Source organism: Staphylococcus sp. GW823-FHT05F06 (assembly GCF_058795495.1).
Window position 1 is genome coordinate 21,029 of record NZ_JBXAHW010000007.1, and the last position, 18,891, is coordinate 39,919.

Annotated in this window: 18 protein-coding genes and 1 pseudogene; 13 read left to right on the forward strand and 6 right to left on the reverse strand. The window is 31.3% G+C overall.

Annotation, left to right across the window (positions count from 1 at the left end):
* Nucleotides 1-16 precede the first annotated feature (16 nt).
* The 4 genes from larC to larA are packed head-to-tail and all read right to left on the reverse strand — an operon-like array spanning nt 17 to nt 4,107.
* Nucleotides 17-1,204, reverse strand: a complete 1,188-nt coding sequence (gene larC, locus AC1Q7N_RS05970; protein WP_002438754.1) for a nickel pincer cofactor biosynthesis protein LarC — start codon at nt 1,202-1,204, stop codon at nt 17-19.
* Nucleotides 1,201-1,977, reverse strand: coding sequence for a nickel pincer cofactor biosynthesis protein LarB (gene larB, locus AC1Q7N_RS05975; protein WP_002438755.1), 777 nt, complete (start codon nt 1,975-1,977; stop codon nt 1,201-1,203). Before larB ends, larC begins: the two co-directional genes overlap by 4 nt.
* Nucleotides 1,978-1,991: 14 nt before the next feature.
* Nucleotides 1,992-2,819 (reverse strand): ATP-dependent sacrificial sulfur transferase LarE, encoded by an 828-nt coding sequence (gene larE / locus AC1Q7N_RS05980; protein WP_186311566.1) that lies wholly within the window; start codon nt 2,817-2,819, stop codon nt 1,992-1,994.
* Between the two features lie 19 nt (nt 2,820-2,838).
* The gene (larA, locus tag AC1Q7N_RS05985) at nt 2,839-4,107 is read right to left on the reverse strand and encodes a nickel-dependent lactate racemase (RefSeq protein ID WP_002456009.1); all 1,269 of its coding nucleotides are present in this window, start codon (nt 4,105-4,107) and stop codon (nt 2,839-2,841) included.
* Nucleotides 4,108-4,398: 291 nt separating this feature from the next.
* Between larA and adhP the strand changes: the two genes are divergently transcribed.
* From adhP to AC1Q7N_RS06050, 13 genes and pseudogenes are all read left to right on the forward strand, one after another.
* Nucleotides 4,399-5,421 (forward strand): alcohol dehydrogenase AdhP, encoded by a 1,023-nt coding sequence (adhP, locus tag AC1Q7N_RS05990; protein WP_002438761.1) that lies wholly within the window; start codon nt 4,399-4,401, stop codon nt 5,419-5,421.
* An 80-nt stretch (nt 5,422-5,501) separates the two neighbouring features.
* Nucleotides 5,502-5,893, forward strand: a pseudogene (locus AC1Q7N_RS05995) (hypothetical protein).
* Nucleotides 5,894-6,382: 489 nt separating this feature from the next.
* On the forward strand, nt 6,383-6,799 hold the full coding sequence (locus tag AC1Q7N_RS06000) for a YwiB family protein (protein ID WP_002456007.1): 417 nt from the start codon (nt 6,383-6,385) through the stop codon (nt 6,797-6,799).
* The gene (gene argS, locus AC1Q7N_RS06005) at nt 6,796-8,457 is read left to right on the forward strand and encodes an arginine--tRNA ligase (protein WP_002438772.1); all 1,662 of its coding nucleotides are present in this window, start codon (nt 6,796-6,798) and stop codon (nt 8,455-8,457) included. The genes AC1Q7N_RS06000 and argS overlap by 4 nt, the downstream gene beginning before the upstream one ends.
* Before the next feature lie 256 nt (nt 8,458-8,713).
* Nucleotides 8,714-9,349: an endonuclease III domain-containing protein gene (locus AC1Q7N_RS06010; RefSeq protein WP_002456006.1), complete on the forward strand. Its 636-nt coding sequence runs from the start codon at nt 8,714-8,716 to the stop codon at nt 9,347-9,349.
* A gap of 54 nt (nt 9,350-9,403) precedes the next feature.
* A complete protein-coding gene (locus tag AC1Q7N_RS06015) occupies nt 9,404-10,156 on the forward strand; it encodes a MerR family transcriptional regulator (RefSeq protein WP_002438776.1) in 753 nt (250 codons plus the stop codon).
* A 448-nt stretch (nt 10,157-10,604) separates the two neighbouring features.
* Entirely contained in the window at nt 10,605-11,492 is an 888-nt protein-coding gene (locus AC1Q7N_RS06020) for an ABC transporter substrate-binding protein (RefSeq protein ID WP_002456004.1), read from the forward strand.
* Between the two features lie 278 nt (nt 11,493-11,770).
* Entirely contained in the window at nt 11,771-12,715 is a 945-nt protein-coding gene (locus AC1Q7N_RS06025; protein ID WP_002456003.1) for a FecCD family ABC transporter permease, read from the forward strand.
* A gap of 58 nt (nt 12,716-12,773) precedes the next feature.
* Nucleotides 12,774-13,502: an HAD family hydrolase gene (locus AC1Q7N_RS06030; RefSeq protein WP_001832134.1), complete on the forward strand. Its 729-nt coding sequence runs from the start codon at nt 12,774-12,776 to the stop codon at nt 13,500-13,502.
* Nucleotides 13,480-14,277 carry an alpha/beta fold hydrolase gene (locus AC1Q7N_RS06035; protein ID WP_002438782.1) on the forward strand — a complete coding sequence of 266 codons (798 nt, stop codon included), beginning with the start codon at nt 13,480-13,482 and terminating at the stop codon, nt 14,275-14,277. Before AC1Q7N_RS06030 ends, AC1Q7N_RS06035 begins: the two co-directional genes overlap by 23 nt.
* Nucleotides 14,278-14,479: 202 nt before the next feature.
* Nucleotides 14,480-14,989, forward strand: coding sequence for an SA0570 family protein (locus AC1Q7N_RS06040; RefSeq protein ID WP_002438783.1), 510 nt, complete (start codon nt 14,480-14,482; stop codon nt 14,987-14,989).
* Between the two features lie 244 nt (nt 14,990-15,233).
* Nucleotides 15,234-15,953 carry a hypothetical protein gene (locus tag AC1Q7N_RS06045; RefSeq protein WP_002456002.1) on the forward strand — a complete coding sequence of 240 codons (720 nt, stop codon included), beginning with the start codon at nt 15,234-15,236 and terminating at the stop codon, nt 15,951-15,953.
* A 208-nt stretch (nt 15,954-16,161) separates the two neighbouring features.
* Entirely contained in the window at nt 16,162-16,938 is a 777-nt protein-coding gene (locus AC1Q7N_RS06050; RefSeq protein ID WP_001832174.1) for an alpha/beta fold hydrolase, read from the forward strand.
* 172 nt (nt 16,939-17,110) lie between these two features.
* Here AC1Q7N_RS06050 and sarA read toward each other — a convergent pair whose 3' ends face one another.
* Nucleotides 17,111-17,485 (reverse strand): global transcriptional regulator SarA, encoded by a 375-nt coding sequence (sarA, locus tag AC1Q7N_RS06055; RefSeq protein WP_001832055.1) that lies wholly within the window; start codon nt 17,483-17,485, stop codon nt 17,111-17,113.
* Between the two features lie 412 nt (nt 17,486-17,897).
* Complete coding sequence (locus AC1Q7N_RS06060; protein ID WP_002438787.1) at nt 17,898-18,851, reverse strand: efflux RND transporter periplasmic adaptor subunit; 954 nt, start codon at nt 18,849-18,851, stop codon at nt 17,898-17,900.
* Between the last annotated feature and the right edge of the window lie 40 nt (nt 18,852-18,891).

Consider the following 18,891-nt stretch of genomic DNA (forward strand, 5'->3'; position numbering starts at 1 on the left):
AATGAATAAAACTAATTTATTGAAGTATATTTCCTATATGATATGTTTGATAGAGTTGTTGTAATACCTCGTTATGAATTACTTGAAACGGTTGTTTTGTAGTTTTAGCTATTTTCTTCAAATCTTCATACTCGGGTTTCATTTTCATAATTTTTCCATTTTGTAGGCCAAATTTAATGGAAACAGTGCCGTGTTGTGTAGAAAGAATTTTGAATGCGCGGTTCAAGGTCTTTCTATTAACAGAAGTACTTCTGACGCCTAAAGAACTTGTTTCTTGTAAGATAAGTTGTTCGAAATATGTCTTATCATGTAATTTACATATTAACGTTAACTGCGTGCTTGGGCGACTTTTTTTCATAAATATAGGCGTATAGTAAGCATCTAAAGCACCTTGCTCTAACGCATTATTCATAAAATAACCTAATGCTTCAGGTGTCATATCATCTATTTGACACTCTATTACTTGGACGCTATCTTGTTGCTCGAATTCAGATTCAAATTGAATAACCCTTAATATATTAGGGAAATCAAAATCCTTACTGCCGGCGCCATAGCCTATATGTTGTATTGTTGCTGAAGGAAATGGCCCAAACGATGAAACAAGTCCCTTAGCAAATGCAGCACCAGTAGGGGTTGTGAGTTCACTTTGAACATCAAAATGTGCGATTGGTATACCTTTAAGAATTTCAGCAGTAGCTGGTGCAGGGATTGGATAAATGCCATGAGCAATATTGATTTTACCATGACCTGTTGGAATAGCTGAACAGTATAATGTGTTAATCCCTAGTTGTTCTAGTGCAATACACCCACCAATAATATCTATAATAGAGTCCATTGCCCCCACTTCATGAAAGTGAACTTCTTCAAACGACATGCCATGAATTTTAGCTTCTGCTTGACCAATGATTTCAAAAATTTTCTTACTGCGATATTTAACCCTTTCCGGAAGTGTACTGTCATCTATCATTTTAAATATATCATTAACGTGACGATGATGATTTGCTTCTTTAACATCAATGTTTAATGTCATTGCATGAATACCTTGTTTTACTCTTTTTTGAAAATGTAGCTTAAATTGATCTAAAGGTAATTTTTTTAGTTCTGATTCAATGTCTTCAGGGTTTGCTCCTAAATCAACTAAAGCAGAAAGTAGCATATCTCCGGCAATACCTGCGTGGCAATCTAAATATAATGCTTTTGTCATAAAGATACCTCACTCTCTTTATTTTCTAGCATATGAATAATCTGTGCAGCGTTGTAACCGCCACCAAATCCATTATTGATATTTAATACGCTGGTTCCGGGTGCGCAACTATTTATCATTGATAATAGGGTGGTAACCCCATTCAAGTTTGCTCCATAACCTACACTCGTTGGTACTGCATATACAGGGTGGTTGACTAATCCTCCAACAACACTTGCTAAAGCGCCTTCCATTCCAGCTATAACGATAGAAACTTTCCCTCTGCGTATATCATGAATGTTGGATAATAAGCGATGAATACCTGAAACCCCGACATCATAAAATCGTTTTACACTTACTCCCATGATTTCAGCGGTTAATGCAGCTTCTTCTGCAATAGGTAAATCAGAAGTTCCAGCACAAAGTACAGAAACATAGTATTTAGATTGTGGTATATCTTTTAGTGGAGTGCTAATTAACTGTGCAGTTTGATGATATTCCAAGTTTGGATAATGTTGTAAAATGTATTTTGCTTTCATTTCATCAACACGTGTCACTAGAATAACTTCATTATGAAATATCAAACTAGAGATGATTTTAGTGATTTGTTCTTTTGTTTTTCCTTGCCCAAAGATAACTTCGGGAAATCCTTGACGCTGTGCTCTATGTAAGTCAATTTTAGCAAAGCCCAATTCGTCATAATGACTGAGTTGGGCTTTAGCATCATTAATAGATAGTTGATTTGATTTTACAGCTTTGAGCACCTCTTCTATAGAATTATAACTATGGCTCATAGGTACTCACATCCTTATTTAAAACTTGTAGATTTGGTATCAATGATTTCATTCATACTACCTGTACGATAGCCTTCTAAATCCATTGTTACATAGTCAAATCCTAATTCTTTCAAATGTAATATGATACTGTCTTTCAATTTAAGAAGATTATTTAATTGATCTTCTGTTACTTCAATGCGTGCTATGTTGTGATGATAGCGTACTCGTACGTGGTTAATACCTAGGCTTAAAATGAATTTTTCTGCTTCGTTGACCTTGTTAACTTTTGTAAAACTTAATTCCTCACCATAAGGTATTCTTGATGCTAGACTACATAAGGCTGGTTTATTCCATACAGGCAAGTCATGTTGATGACTTAATTTTCTAACTTCAGATTTATATAGTTTTGCTTCTTGTAAAACGCTACGAACACCAAAGTCGTCTCTTGCTTTTAATCCGGGACGAAAATCATCTAAGTCATCCATAATCATACCATCTAGCACATAATTAAATCCTAGTTTATTCTTAATATTCTCAAGTTGACTATACATCAAGCGCTTGCTATAGTACCAACTTTCAGGCGTATTTTTAACGATATTCGCATCTTGAAGTTCAGACATTTCAGTTTCTAATACTTCAACACCTAGACTTTGTCCAAGTTTAAGCGCTAGTTCAAACTCTTCATTTCTAAATAATTCTGATTTTACTACAACAGGTTTAACATAGTTAACACCTAAAATATCAATCGCTTTTTTCAGTAACAAGCTACTATCTACTCCACCTGAGAAGGCAATTACTACACTCTGCATGTCTTTCAATAGTGCGTCTAATTTCATTTCTTTAGTATTTAATTCAGTCATAGTTTCCATCCTCCATTTATTATTCTTTATCTTCTACGTACGGTATTGTTAAAGGACCTTGTGGCATAACACCAATGGTTAATTTACGGCCATATCGATGTTCTAATTCTTGTATTGTATGTTCAATGTTAGAGGTTGGGATTAACATCGAGTCTTTAAGTTGTTGGTCAGTAAGTTCTGAATAAACATGCACATTGGCAAAAGTTTGAATACTTGCTTGTTTTTGTACTTGCCATTGGTCAACTTCCTTAAAGTTTGGATTGTGAATAAGTTCTAAAATACCTTGAGGTGTGTCTGCCATTTTGAAAATTTCGGCAAACTTACCATGATCAGGAAAGCCATCTGCACACTCAGATACCATAATAATATGACCGTCTTTTTTAACAACTTTACTCGCTGCACTCATCCCTTTAACTGTTTGATATAAATTTTGATCTAAAGGATAGCCAGAATTTGATGCGATAACAATATCAAAGCGTTGCTCACATTTAAACATTGCATGATCTTTTACATATGCGCATCCTTCTTTGTGTGTATCTAAGATTTCACCAGCAAATGCTGCAGTAATTTCTTTACTTTTATTCAATGCAACATTAAGTAAAAAGTCAGGTTTACACATACGGTTAACTTCCCGTGCCATATCTTGAACTGGATTGTCTTCTAAATTTCCCCACGTTGATCTCGGATCGCCAATCATTTTTGCATTATGAAATGTTTGAATTGTTTCTAAACCTGCAATTCCAGGCATTATCCCTTTAGGTCCACCTGAAAATCCGGCGAAAAAGTGTGGTTCAATAAAACCTGTTACAATTTTAAAATCGGATTCTACATATGCTTTGTTTAAATAAACATCACATCCATATTGACTGTGTCCCACTTTAGCTAGACTTTCTTTTTCTGAGCAATGATTGTGAACGATTTTTACTGAATTTACAATATCTTCACCTAACATTTGAATCAATTCATCTCGCGTTTGATCTCGATGAGTCCCTGTACCATTAATAATTACGAAATTCTCACGAGGAACATGATTTAATTCCTCAATTAGTAAAGGTACAAGAATATGGTTGGGCGTTGGACGTGTAATATCACTAATAACAATAGAAACAATATCATTACTGTTTACCATTTCTTTTAAAGGTTTAGAATTTGTGGGGTTTCTTAATACATTTTTAATTGTTGATTCATAATCTTGAATAGCGTCGATGTTTTGAGGCTCTATGATTGTGCTATCATCAGGCACATTGATTTCAATTTCAGATTTTCCGTACAAAACTTGCGTCTTCACTTTTATCCCCTCCAATTAAGATTTTTAAAATAAACACCTTCATCCCCAAAATTATAAGGTGTGATTAAGAGCGATGACTTTTCACTGACATGATATATATATATAGTTAAAAAATAAAATATATGAATAAATCATAAAATATGCTATAAAAGTGACGATATTATGTCGCTCTATATACAATTTACAAAAAATTCAGTATAAATGAAAGGACTTTTGGAAAACGATTTCAAAAGAGTGTAAAATAAGGGTGGAAGTAATAGAATTACACTTTAATACTAGGGAGGGCTTTTTATGAAAGCAGCTGTAGTAACCAAAGATCATAGAGTAAGTATTGAAGAAAAACGTTTAAGAGAATTAAGACCTGGAGAAGCATTAGTAAAGACTGAATATTGTGGTGTATGTCATACTGATTTACATGTTAAAAATGCAGATTTCGGTGACGTAACAGGTGTAACATTAGGACATGAAGGAATTGGACGTGTCATTAAAATTGCTGATAACGTAGATTCATTAAAGGTAGGGGATCGTGTATCTATAGCATGGATGTATGCAGCATGTGGTAATTGTGAGTATTGCACAACTGGTAGAGAAACATTATGCAGGGATGTCCTTAATGCCGGATATACTGTTGATGGGGCAATGGCTGAAGAAGTCATTGTTGATGCGAATTATGCAGTTAAAGTTCCCGAAAATCTTGATCCAGCGGCTGCTTCATCTATTACCTGTGCAGGTGTGACAACATATAAAGCAGTAAAAGTGAGTGGTATCGAACCAGGACAATGGTTAGGCGTATTTGGTGTGGGAGGATTAGGTAATTTAGCATTGCAATACGCCAAAAACGTAATGGGCGCGAAAGTCGTTGCATTTGACATTAATGATGATAAATTAAATTTTGCTAAAGAGCTTGGTGCTGATGCAATCATAAATTCAACTAATGTTGATCCTATTGAGGAAGTTAATCGTCTAACGAATAATAAAGGATTAGATGCAACGGTGATTACTGCTGTAGCTAAAACACCTTTTAATCAAGCAGTTGATGTTGTTAAGGCGGGTGCACGTGTGGTAGCAGTAGGACTTCCAGTAGATAAAATGGATTTAGATATTCCACGTTTAGTGCTTGATGGAATTGAAGTCGTTGGTTCATTAGTTGGTACCAGACAAGATTTAAGAGAAGCATTTCAATTTGCTGCCGAAAATAAAGTTATTCCTAAAATCCAATTAAGACAATTATCTGAAATTAACGATATTTTTGATGAAATGGAAAAAGGAACAATTACGGGTCGAATGGTAATTGATATGAAAAGCACGCACTGAAAGTGAACATAAAAGATAATATAATATTTAGAAATTAAACTATCTTTTGATTTGTGAATGTAAAAAAGGAAGGGCTAATTATGCGATTTAAATTAAAAGAAGATGAAATTTTAGAATTTTTAGATTTAAATTTTCCACAACAAACATTTGAAAAAGGTCGTCTCCTTATTGGGCAAAATAAGAGACAACCATTACACGTTTATTATTTTGGAAAAAAATTCTTGGCTCTTTTAAATGTAAATTTTAACACTTTTGAATATATTAAAGTAGATGAAGTCGATTATAATGATATAAAAAAATCACTTTAAAAGACGGACTGCTTTTTAAAAAAATGTTTATTGAGACAGAGGATTTTATGTTTAACTATAGTACATCTAAAGCTCTTTTAAGTGATTTTCAAAATAATAATTTTAATTACTTTATTCAAAATAAAAAAGAGCGTGTTATATTTGAAGATGGGCATTTCCTCTAAAATATATGATTGAAAACTAACTCTAACCTTGAATATTTTATAGAAATACAATTTGATAATGCTATAATATATTATAGATTTAAAAATATTTTGAGGAATATGAGGTTAAAAGATGAAAAAGACAATGTTCATCATTGCAGCAATGATATTCGGCATCGTATATTTCGATAAATATAGATTTTTATTAAAAAAATATGAAATTGACATTATTGATGTTGAATAATTGTAAATCTGATTGAAGTGATAGGTGACATTTATATTAAATGTGTGAGTTCTCTATGGCAACAATATCTAGAATAGGAAAGCACCACTTTCACCTCAGTTATGAATTGTGAATATGTGAAAAGAATCTGAGACAAGATTAATGTTTCAGGTTCTTTTCATATTGTGTAAATTTTTGACATGAACACATGTCTTGAGTACTACAAGCAATAGCAGTTTTATGCTATAATGACATTTATTATTGTAAGGGTTAAGGTGAGTAGTAAATTGAATAAAAATATTAACATTCAAACCCGTCAAGTTTTGAAACAGAATGGTGAAAAGCAGAGATTTGAGTTTACTACAAAAGGTTCTTGGCAACAAAAATTTGCAGATTTTATACGTTACGAAGAACAAATTGAAGATGCTAAAGTTAATGTTACGATTAAAATTGAAGATAGCGGTGTAAAGTTAATTCGTAAAGGCGACATTAATATGAACTTACATTTCGTCGAAGGACATGAGACGACAACACTCTATGATGTACCTACCGGAAAAATACCTTTAACTGTTAAAACACTAAGCCTTATGCATTTCGTTACTCATAATGGCGGTAAACTTAAAATACATTATGAGTTATATCAAGATGAACAAAAGATGGGTTCTTATCAATATGAAATAAATTATAAGGAGATAAGCGAATGAATATAATCGATCAGGTTAAACAGACGCTAATAGAAGAAATAGAAGCTAGTATTAGAAAAGCTAACCTCGCAGAAGATATTCCAGAAATTAAAATTGAAATACCTAAAGATACTAAAAATGGAGATTATTCTTCTAATATTGCTATGGTTTTAACAAAAATTGCTAAGCGTAATCCACGTGAAATTGCGCAAGCTATTGTCGATCATTTAGATACAAGCAAAGCACACGTTAAACAGGTTGATATTGCTGGGCCAGGTTTCATCAACTTTTATCTGGATAATCAATATTTAACAGACATTATTCCAGAAGCTATCACAAAAGGTGATCGATTTGGATATGCAACACAATCTAAGAATACTAACATTTTATTAGAATATGTATCAGCTAATCCAACAGGAGACTTACATATTGGTCATGCTAGGAATGCAGCTGTAGGCGATTCTTTAGCTAATATTCTCATTGCGGCTGGTTACAATGTTACACGTGAATATTATATTAATGACGCAGGTAATCAAATCACTAATTTAGCACGATCAATTGAAGCACGATACTTCGAAGCTTTAGGTGATACGAGTTATGAGATGCCGGCAGACGGTTATAATGGTAAAGACATTATTGAAATCGGTAAAGATCTCGCTGTTAAACATCCAGAAATAAAAGACTACTCTGATGAAGAACGCTTAAAAACGTTTAGACAACTTGGTGTCGATTATGAAATGGAAAAATTAAAAAAGGATTTATCTGATTTTAACGTGCACTTTGATAATTGGTTTAGCGAAACATCTTTATATGAAAATGGCGCGATTAAAAATACATTATCTAAAATGAAAGAGCTAGGCTATACGTATGAAGCAGATGGCGCGACTTGGTTACGTACAAGTGACTTTAAAGACGATAAAGATCGTGTATTAATAAAAAAAGACGGTAATTACACTTATTTCACACCAGATACGGCCTATCACTACAATAAGATTAATAGAGGAAATGATATTTTAATTGATTTAATGGGTGCTGATCACCACGGTTATATTAACCGTCTCAAAGCTAGCTTAGAAACATTTGGTGTAGACAGCGATCGTCTTGAAATTCAAATTATGCAAATGGTTCGCCTTATGCAAAACGGAGAAGAAGTGAAGATGAGTAAGCGTACAGGCAATGCGATTACTTTACGTGAAATTATGGATGAAGTCGGTATCGATGCTGCACGTTATTTCTTAACAATGCGTAGTCCTGATTCTCATTTTGACTTTGATTTAGAGTTAGCTAAAGAGCAATCTCAAGACAATCCAATTTATTACGCACAATATGCACATGCACGAATTTGTTCTATTCTAAAGCAAGCTAAAGAACAAGGTATTGAAGTGTCTACTGATGCAGACTTTTCTAAAATAAATAATGATAAAGCAATAGACTTATTAAAAAAAGTAGCAGAATTCGAATCGACGATAGAGAGTGCAGCCGAACATCGTGCACCTCATCGTCTAACTAATTATATTCAGGATCTAGCTGCAGCATTCCATAAATTTTATAATGCTGAAAAAGTGCTTACAGATGATACGGAAAAAACTAAAGCACATGTAGCTATGATTGAAGCGGTGCGTATTACCTTGCACAATGCATTAGCATTAGTAGGTGTTACAGCACCAGAATCTATGTAAAACTTCATAAAATAGATACACGAGAGCCTGTGACATATTTATATGTACAGGCTCTTACATTATTTAGTCCTTATTATTGATGCATTCCAAAAAGAAAAAACAAGCAAAGCAAACCGATATTGGGACACAGCATAAAGTTTGTTATAAAAGGAATATTAACAATTAGGTAGGACAACACCTCAGACTTCTTGGGAAAATTGGACAATGTAGCATGCGAGATATAACAATCATGCGAAGATTTGTAGGGGGAGAAATCATGTTATCAATAGAAAAATTATATCAAATTCTATATCAAAATATGGGCCCTCAATATTGGTGGCCAGCAGAAACGCCAATAGAAATGATGCTTGGGGCAATTCTAGTCCAAAATACTAATTGGAACAATGCAGATATAGCGTTATCAAGATTAAAAGAAGAAACTTCTTTTAATGCACAGACGATATTGAAAATGCCTTTAGAATCGTTGCAGCAAGTGATACGTTCGAGTGGTTTCTATAAAAATAAAGCTAAGGCTATACAGGCATTGTTACTATGGTTAAATCAACATCATTTTGATTATAGTAGTATAGCTAAGTTATACGGTGATAGCTTAAGAAAAGAATTACTCACCATCCGTGGTATAGGTGAAGAGACCGCCGATGTCTTAATAGTATATATTTTTAAAGGTAAAGAATTCATACCTGATAGTTATACTAGACGTATTTTTAGAAAATTGGGATATCAACATACAGAAAGTTATCATAAATTGAAACAGGAATTAACACTTCCTGAATCATTTTCAAATCAAGATGCAAATGAGTTTCACGCTTTATTAGATAATTTTGGGAAAAATTATTTTAATGGTAAGGGGAAACAACGCTATACCTTTTTAGATACCTATTTTAAAAAATAAGTATTGACCTTAACGTAACGTCATACCTCATACTTTAATTCAGGAGGTGAAATGATGAAAGAACGCTTCAGTCCCAAAACGCTTTCTGACATTACCGGAGTTAGTATACGCACGCTTCATTATTATCATGAAAAGGGGTTACTCGTGCCACAACAAATGAGTGCTAATGGATACCGATATTATAATGTTCAAGATATTTCAAAGTTACAATATATTCTCTTTTTAAAGGAATTAGATTTAACATTAAAGCAAATACAGACGTATTTTGAAGGTGATAGTGATTTTAGAACTAAAATATTACATGATAATTTTTATCACATTGTTAAAAAAAGAGATCGCTTAAACGATATTATCCGTACGTTAGAACATCATTTTCACAAAGATAACGATGAGATTGAGGTAACTACAATGCAAAATTTCAATTTAAATGAACAGTATGAAAAAGAAGCAGCAAGTAAGTATGGAGATACTCATTATTATCAAGCATATAAAGATAAACAAAAATGTAAGGATGAATCAGAACAGCAAAATCATTTTGAGGAAATTAATAAGCAATTAAATATGTTTTTTGACGAAATGAATCAACTATACTTAAACAAAGTTTCTATACTTGAAGCAAGTGGAAAAACTAAGAAATTACAATGTATTTTGAAAGAACAAGTTCCTAATTGTGACAATCAATTTTTAGAATATATAGCTCAGATTTATATTGAGGACGAGCGATTTGTAAAGTTTATTAACAAGCAACGTGAACGTGGTTTGAATTTATACATTTCTGACGCGATAAAAACATTTATTAAATTATAAAACATTATGTGTCTGGGACATTGTTGATTGTCTCAGACATTTTAGCATTTTACCGATTGATACTAACATTATAAAACTGATCAACACAGAAAATTTCAACGAGAAATTCCACAGACAAGGCAAGTTGGGGTCGGGGCCCCAACACAGAAAATTTCAACGAGAAATTCTACGGACAAAGCAAGTTGGGGTTGTGGCCCCAACACAGAGAATTTCAATGAGAAATTCTACGGACAAAGCAAGTTGGGGTTGTGGCCCCAACACAGAGAATTTCAACGAGAAATTCTACAGACAAAGCAAGTTGGGGTTAAATATATTAATAGATTTAATTCAAAGTTGTCTTTTTTCATATTTTGTGAAAATCAAATAAAATTGTATCTACAAATATTGGTATATTTTGATATGATGAATAGGAACATTAAAAATAATTTGTGAAAGGGTGATGCTCCAAATGAAAAGTAAACTATGGATAGTTATATGTGCATTGATTGTAGTACTGGCTGCATGTGGTCAAGATGCCAATCATTCATCTAATAATAAAGACACTGAAAAAAGCGATAAAAAATATCATAGAATTATTTCGCTCATTCCTAGTAACACAGAAATTTTATATCGCTTAGGAATCGGAGAAGATATAGTTGGTGTATCCACTGTGGATGATTATCCTAAAGATGTAAAAAAAGGTAAAAAACAATTCGATGCGATGAATTTAAATAAAGAAGAATTAATAAAAGCTAAACCGGATTTGATTTTAGCGCATGAGTCACAGAAAAATTCTGCAGGTAAAGTGCTAAAGTCACTTAAAGATAAGGGAGTAAAAGTCGTTTATGTGAAAGATGCACAATCGATTGATGAAACTTATGATACTTTTAAATCAATTGGACAATTAACGGATCGTGAAAAACAAGCTAAAGAACTTGTTGATGAAACAAAACACAATGTAGAAAAAATCATTAACTCCGTTCCTAAACATCATAAGAAACAAGAAGTGTTTATGGAAGTATCGTCTAAACCAGACATTTACACTGCCGGAAAAGATACCTTCTTTAACGATATGTTAGAGAAACTAGATGCTAAAAATAGTTTTGATGATGTTAAAGGTTGGAAATCAGTAAGTAAAGAAAGCATTATTAAACGTAATCCTGATATTCTGATTTCCACAGAAGGTAAATCAAAATCAGACTACATAGAAATGATAAAAAAACGTGGCGGTTTTGATAAAATTAATGCTGTTAAAAATACACGTATTGAAACAGTAGATGGGGATGAAGTTTCTCGACCAGGTCCTCGTATTGATGAAGGTCTAAAGGATTTAAGAGACGATATATATAAAAAATAGTCATTTGAATACTATGTATTGTATTTTACTTAGATGATTAATTTTATTAATAAGCTGACAGAGATGTATTTCAAACGCCTGGGACAGTAGTTATTGTCTCAGGTATTTTTAATATTTATGATAGACGGATATTGAATTAAACTGATGCAAATATGCCATTTGATTCAACTTCATTACTCGATGACTAAATCGTGCAACGAATGGAAGCCAGTCGTTTTACACTTTTTAAGTATTGTTTTGTTAATATAGTGATTAAGAAAGTATTGAAAGAGAGAGTTATGAATAAATATAGAAGTGTCATTATATGGTTATTTATTTTAATATTAAGCATGAGCTTAAGTTTAAGCTGGGATGTAGGAAAACTTGATGATGTTTTTAATCAAACCATACTATTCCAGGTTCGTTTACCTAGATTACTTGAAGCCATGCTCACTGGTGCAGTACTTACATTAGCTGGCCAAGTGTATCAAATTGTGTTAAATAATCCACTTGCAGATAGTTTTACATTGGGATTAGCTAGTGGTGCATCATTAGGATCTGGAATTGCTTTATTTTTGGGACTTAGTTTTTTATGGTTCCCTATATTTTCCATTATTTTCAGTTTAATCACACTGTTACTTGTTTTAAGTGTTTCAGCGATGTTAGCCAAAGGATATCCTGTTCAAATGCTTATATTAACGGGATTACTATTTGGTGCACTATTAAATGCATTATTGTATTTGCTTGTTTTGATTAATCCTAAGAAGATGAATCCAATTGCTAGTTATCTGTTCGGTGGTTTTGCATCAGCTGAATATCAGGATGTTATGATTATTAGTTTGATAGCATCTGTCGCAATCATAGTATTATTTTTAATGCAAAAAGGAATTAAATTACTGCAAGTTGGTGAATTGAAAAGTCAGTCTCTAGGATTAAATGTACAACAAGTAACGTATATTGTTCTTATAGTAGCCTCCATCATGACAGCAGTTGTGGTCGCATACGTTGGAGTTATTGGTTTTATAGGCATGATTATTCCACAACTGATTAGAAAATTTTATTGGCGTTATCAAATAGGTTTACAAATGTTATTGAATATAATCATAGGTGCTGTAGTCATGATAATTGCAGATTTTATAGGAAGTACAATGATACAACCTATACAAATTCCTGTAGGCATCGTGATGGCATTGCTCGGTGTACCAGTCCTATTTTATATTTTAATTAAACAGACTAACATATGACGTTCACACTACTCTTTTGCTACAATAGTATTATTAAAATATTAAGAGGTCATTGAAAATGAATTTAAACTGCATTAAGGCTATCGTCTTTGATTTAGAAGGTACTCTATTAGATAGAGTAAAATCGCGTGAAAAGTTTATAGAAGAGCAATATGAACGGTTTCATGATTATTTTATTCATGTGCAATTAGCAGATTATAAGAATAAATTTATTGAATTAGACGATGATGAAGACAACGATAAACCTGATCTATATAAGGAAATCATTAAACAATTTCATATCGACCGTCTTAAATGGAAAGATTTATTTAATGACTTTGAAATGCATTTCTATCGTTACGTTTTCCCTTACTATGATACTTTGTATACATTAGAAAAGTTATCGAAACATCATTACATGATTGGTGTGATTGCAAATGGGAAATCCAAAATTAAACAATTTAGATTGCATTCATTGGGTATTATGCACGTTATTAATTATTTAACTACTTCTGAAACTGTAGGCTATCGTAAGCCACATCCTAAAATCTTTGAAGATATGATTGATCAATTGGGGGTTAAACCATCTGAAATAATGTATGTCGGAGATGATGCATTAAACGATGTTGCTCCTGCACGTGCAATGGGGATGGTAAGTGTGTGGTATAAACAAGAAGATGCAGAATTGGAGCCATTAACAGAAGAAGTAGATTATACGATTACTACCATAGAGGAATTGCTTAAAATTTTACCAGATAATTTTGAAACAGAAGGAGAAGAACAACATGGCAATGGATTTAATTACTAAACAAGACGGTACAACATTACACTATAGTACTATGGGACAAGGATATCCTGTCGTACTCGTGCATACCGCTTTTGATAATTATGCTGTTTTTAATGATTTAGCTAAGGTATTAGCAAAGTCTTTTCAGGTTGTGCTTATCGATTTGAGAGGACATGGTTACTCTGATAAGCCTAGAAATATAGAGTTTTATGACTTTGCTGACGATATAAAATTTTTATTAGATGCTATATATATAGATGAAGCAGCATTTATTGGGCACGAGATGGGGGCACTTATTGCTGCTGATATGTCTGTTAGAAATCCTGGCTATATATCCTCAATCACATTAGTTAATCCTACTTCAATAGAAGGTGAATTGCCTGAAGAACGCTTGTTCAGAAAATATGCGCATAAAATACGTAACTGGGAAGATGATAAGCAAGAAAAATTTTTAGATAAACGTAGATATTATAAAGCGCGTAAGATGAATAAATTTTTAAAGCATGTCGTTGATACAAATAGTATTTCTACTAAAGAAGAAATTCAAGCTGTTAAAGATGTCTTCAAATCTGAAGGTATTGCAGATGTTTTCAAGCATGTTCAAGTTCCTACGCTTATTGTTGCTGGAGAACACGGAGAACGTACAACTACACTAGAAGCTAAAGAAGTCGCAGATTTGATTCAACACTGTGAATTTAACGTCTATCAACATTCAAGTGCATATCCTTTTGTTGAAGAACAGGCTCAATTTACTCAAGAGACAACAAACTTCATTCAACAACATGCACCTAAATAAAAGAGTTCACACTGAGATTTTGTAAGGTAATAATCAATGAATTAAGAAAGATAGGTTTCTCTATAAGCGCTAAAACAGTTGTTAAAAAAGTCATCTACTAAATCCACGTAATCATTTTGTAATATTATTGTTATTTTAGTAATATTTATAGTACAATTAACATGAGCACAGAAGACATAAAGAATTAAAGGAGTGAGTGCTTATGAAGAAACTAATAACATCATTACTTGTTTTAGGATTAGTTTTAACTGGAGTAAGCGTTGGAAACAACGTTGAAGCGGCAACTGGTAATTCAATGAAAACAGTACAACAATTAAACAAAGGTGATAAATCATTAGAAAACGTTAAGATAGGCGAATCAATGAAGAGTGTATTAAAAAAGTATAGTCATCCTATCTATTCTTATAACCCAAATAGTAATGAAAAGTATTACGAATTTAGAACTGATAAAGGTGTTTTGCTAGTAACAGCTAATGGTAAAAAAGAAAGAGGAAATGTTACACGCGTATCAATGACATATAATGATGCAAACGGCCCTTCATACAAAGCCGTAAAACAACAACTTGGTCATAAAGCTATAAGTCGTGTACATTATAATAATGTTACAGGTAACTTTGGCTATATTCAAAAAGATCAAGCAAGTTATCAATTCAGTTCAAATTCACCAAAGGATAAAAATGTGAAGTTATATCGTATAGATTTAAATAAATAAGAAGAATTGGATATACGTTTTATAAGATAAAATAGTTTGAAATTTGAAGAGTTTAAAGTTGAAATCATAATTTGTAAAATGGATTTCACTTTAGCTCTTCTTTTCATTTTAGTTGCTAATGATGATATGATTAATCATTATGTTCAAGTAAAATTGTAAGATGTATGATAAAATTTTAATTTGAAAATGATTAACTTATGAAATCTACAAATTACATCAAGATTTAAATGAAAAGGAGTAAATCATGCGTACGAATGATAAAGTATTACTCGAAAATATTAATGATTATTTTAGTCACAAAGGAATGTCACCACACTTAATTGATGATATAAAAGAAAAATATCGACAAGATATTAAAAAGTCTGAAGAAAAAGATCAAGATTACATTGAATATAGAGGTAAATCACCTGCGCAATTAATATTAACAATTCAGCGTAATTTGTTTGCATTACAACTCAATCCAATGATTTTCTTTATCATTAACTTTATTCTTATTTCATATTTGTACGATAAACAATATGTACCTTTTCAAGCAATTACCGGTATAAGCTTGTTTTATTGCTTAGTTATATTTCCAATAACACTCATTTTATATGTGCGTATTGCCAAAAAAAATTATCTATACAGTAATAAGTATGAAATGAGAACTGGAATAATCATTGGTATTATTGCTTTAATTCTAGTAATTATGCAAGGGTTTCACTTTAACTGGGCTATTATTCCTATTTCTATCTATGGTCATCAGTTTGTATTTTTCGCTGGAATTATTTTAAGTCTTGTTGGTATATTCTTTAAACGTATAGAATTTGTAGGAGTTGGCTTACTATTTTGTCAAAAAACAATAGATGCAATGGTAACTGACCCGGAAATTGCACAGTTTTTCTCTTTAGCAATTTGGATTATACTTGTTGTGCTAATCATTTTTTATACGATACGTTTATCTGAACGCACTAAATCATCATAATACAAAGATTTAAACTCAGAAAATATGCTAGACATATCTTTCTGAGTTTTTTAATTTATTAAAATATATCATTTGTTTACCATATAAGTTTGTTTTAGAAAATGAATCACTATTTTAATATACAAATAATTTAATTACACTGAAAATAACCTAAAAGCGTAACACTATTTTAATATGGGTATATAAATGACTAAAGGGAGGTGCCAAGATGAATAAAATTCAAATTTGTAATCAGATTGAACTTAACTATATTGATGAAGGCGAAGGCATCCCCATCATTTTAATTCATGGATTAGATGGAAACTTGGCAGGATTTAAAGATTTAAAAAATGAACTCAAGAAGCAGTATAGAGTAATTACTTATGATGTCAGAGGTCATGGAAAATCTTCACGAACAGAATCATATGAATTAAAAGATCATGTTGAAGATTTAAATGATTTAATGGGAGCATTAAATATCGATTCTGCACATATTTTAGGACATGATATGGGGGGCATCATTGCGAGTGAATTTACTGAAAAATATCAATATAAAGTGATTACATTGACAATTGTTTCGGCCAAAAGTGAAGACATTGCAAATGGTTTCAACAAATTAATGGTTGATTACCAAGAAGAATTAGCAGGCTTTAATAAATCTGAGGCAATGATTATTTTATTCTCTAAATTATTTAAAGAGAAAGATAAAGCAATGAAATGGTATCAAAGCCAAAAATTATACAATAGACCAACTCCGGAAGAAAGTGCAATTGCAGTACGTGCATTGCTTAATATTAAAGATTTAACTCGTGTTCATCATAATGTGTCCATACCTACTTTAATTGTGAATGGTAAGTATGACCCACTCATACAAAATAAAAGTCATTATGATATGGATCAATATTATGATCAAGTTACAAAAATTGTATTTGATAATTCAGGACATGCACCACATATCGAGGAACCAGAAAAATTCCTGAAACTCTACTTAGATTTTGTTAGTTAAAAAATAAGAACATAAATAAAAACCCTTAAATGATTATTGTCGGAAAATCATTTGAGGGTTTTGTAGTAGCAGTAAAGTTTGGACTCAGATCACTATCGTATTAACTTAATAAAAGAGTAAAACAGTCTTATCTTTCATAAGTGAAAGAAATATCTGTTTTACTCCCTAGCCATTATACTTCATTTTCATTATTTGCTTCTGTGATACGGTTGTTTACTCGTTTAAGTAAATCATCGATTTTTTTACGCTGCTTAGAATCTACTAAGATTAAAACAGTTCTTTCATCGTGTTCATTACGTTTTTTATTAAAGTAATTTTCTTGAGATAAATTTTTAACAGCTTTAACAACTTGAGGTTGTTTATAATTTAAGTGATTGATAATATCTTTAAGATAATATTCCTCTTCTTTATTCTCACTAATATAAGTTAATACTGCAAATTCTTCAAAGCTGATTGAGAATTCTTTTTTAATTATTCCTTTTAATCTGTCAGCATAAGTGACCATAGCTAATAATTCAAAGCAGTCATTGATTTTTGAAATAGCCATTAATGAAACCTCCCTATTTATATCATATCCATAAATCTTAAAACCCATCTTTTTAAATTTAAAGATAGTTAATTATATTATTGAATTAAGATTACTTGGATACTATACCCTAATTTATTAATTTATATCTATTTTTCTTATGAAAATACGAAAGTGTCCGTCATAATATAGTATTAATTTAAATTTAAAGAATATATTTAATGCTATATTATTTAGTTAATTATAACTAAATAAAATTAAGAAGTAAACAAATAAGTGTTTATAAAACAAATTATCTTTTAAAGTTTATACTTGAATTAGCAATGTAGCATTTGCTATATTCAAAAAAAATAAGATTGTTTCTAATTTTCCTTAATTTAATAAAAATTATACTAAAAAGAATACTTTTTGGAAAGAATTTTACTAACATTTTTTATATATAAATGTTTATTAATTTAGAAGTAGGATTTTTAACAACTTTTTCATCTATCAATAAGCCTTTAGTTATATTAATATACCCACTTTTTAAACTCTTTTTGTATGTTACTTCTCTTTTTGTAATTTTCCCGTTTTTTAGAATTAAAACATAGCGTTTTTGAACAATAGCTGACGTAGGTAACTCTATGTCATTTGAGGCTAATTTGATTTTAAAGTGTGTTCCAATTTGATGATTGGGTTGTGTAGAAAGTAAAATGTCGTAATATGAGACGCCATTTTTTATTTTTGATGGTATATTCGAAATTTCTTTAATTTTACTAGTAAATTGAGTGTTGTCACTAGATGTTACAGAAATATTTTGATTTATTTTTAATAAATTCAACTCAGATTCTGATATATTAGCACGAATAATACGTTCGTTGCTATTAATTTGCACTATCTTTTCGTTTGGTTTTGAAGGGATAGAATTAATATATGAAATACTTCCATTAATTGGTGAAAATAAAGTGGATTTAATTGAGGATTTAGTTTGAATCATTTGTAATTTTAGCTGATTAAGGAATGAATAATAATGTAAATCATTTTTAGAATTTAAAGTTTTGTTGTTACGTTCATTACTAAGTGTATTTTGGAGTTCCTCATATAAATGATCTTTTTCATAATTGTAATATTCTAACACTGGAGTGTTTTTAGATACTTTGCTATGATTTTTTACTAAAAGTTTTTGGAGTTGTCCTAAAGTGGGAGTGTAGTAGAAAATATAGCTGTTAAGAGGGGCTTGTATACCAGTTGTTGAAAGGAGTAATTTGGGCTTTGCTTTTATAGTTTTTATATTTTTAATATCTTCTGTTTTAGAAGTTAATTTAGAGAAAGTAATGTAACTAAAACTACAAGTTGTGAGAATGAAAATGAATAGTAATGAAGAAATAACGATGCGTTGCTTGGTCATGGATGTTCACCTCATAATATTATTGTGAGGTTATTATAAA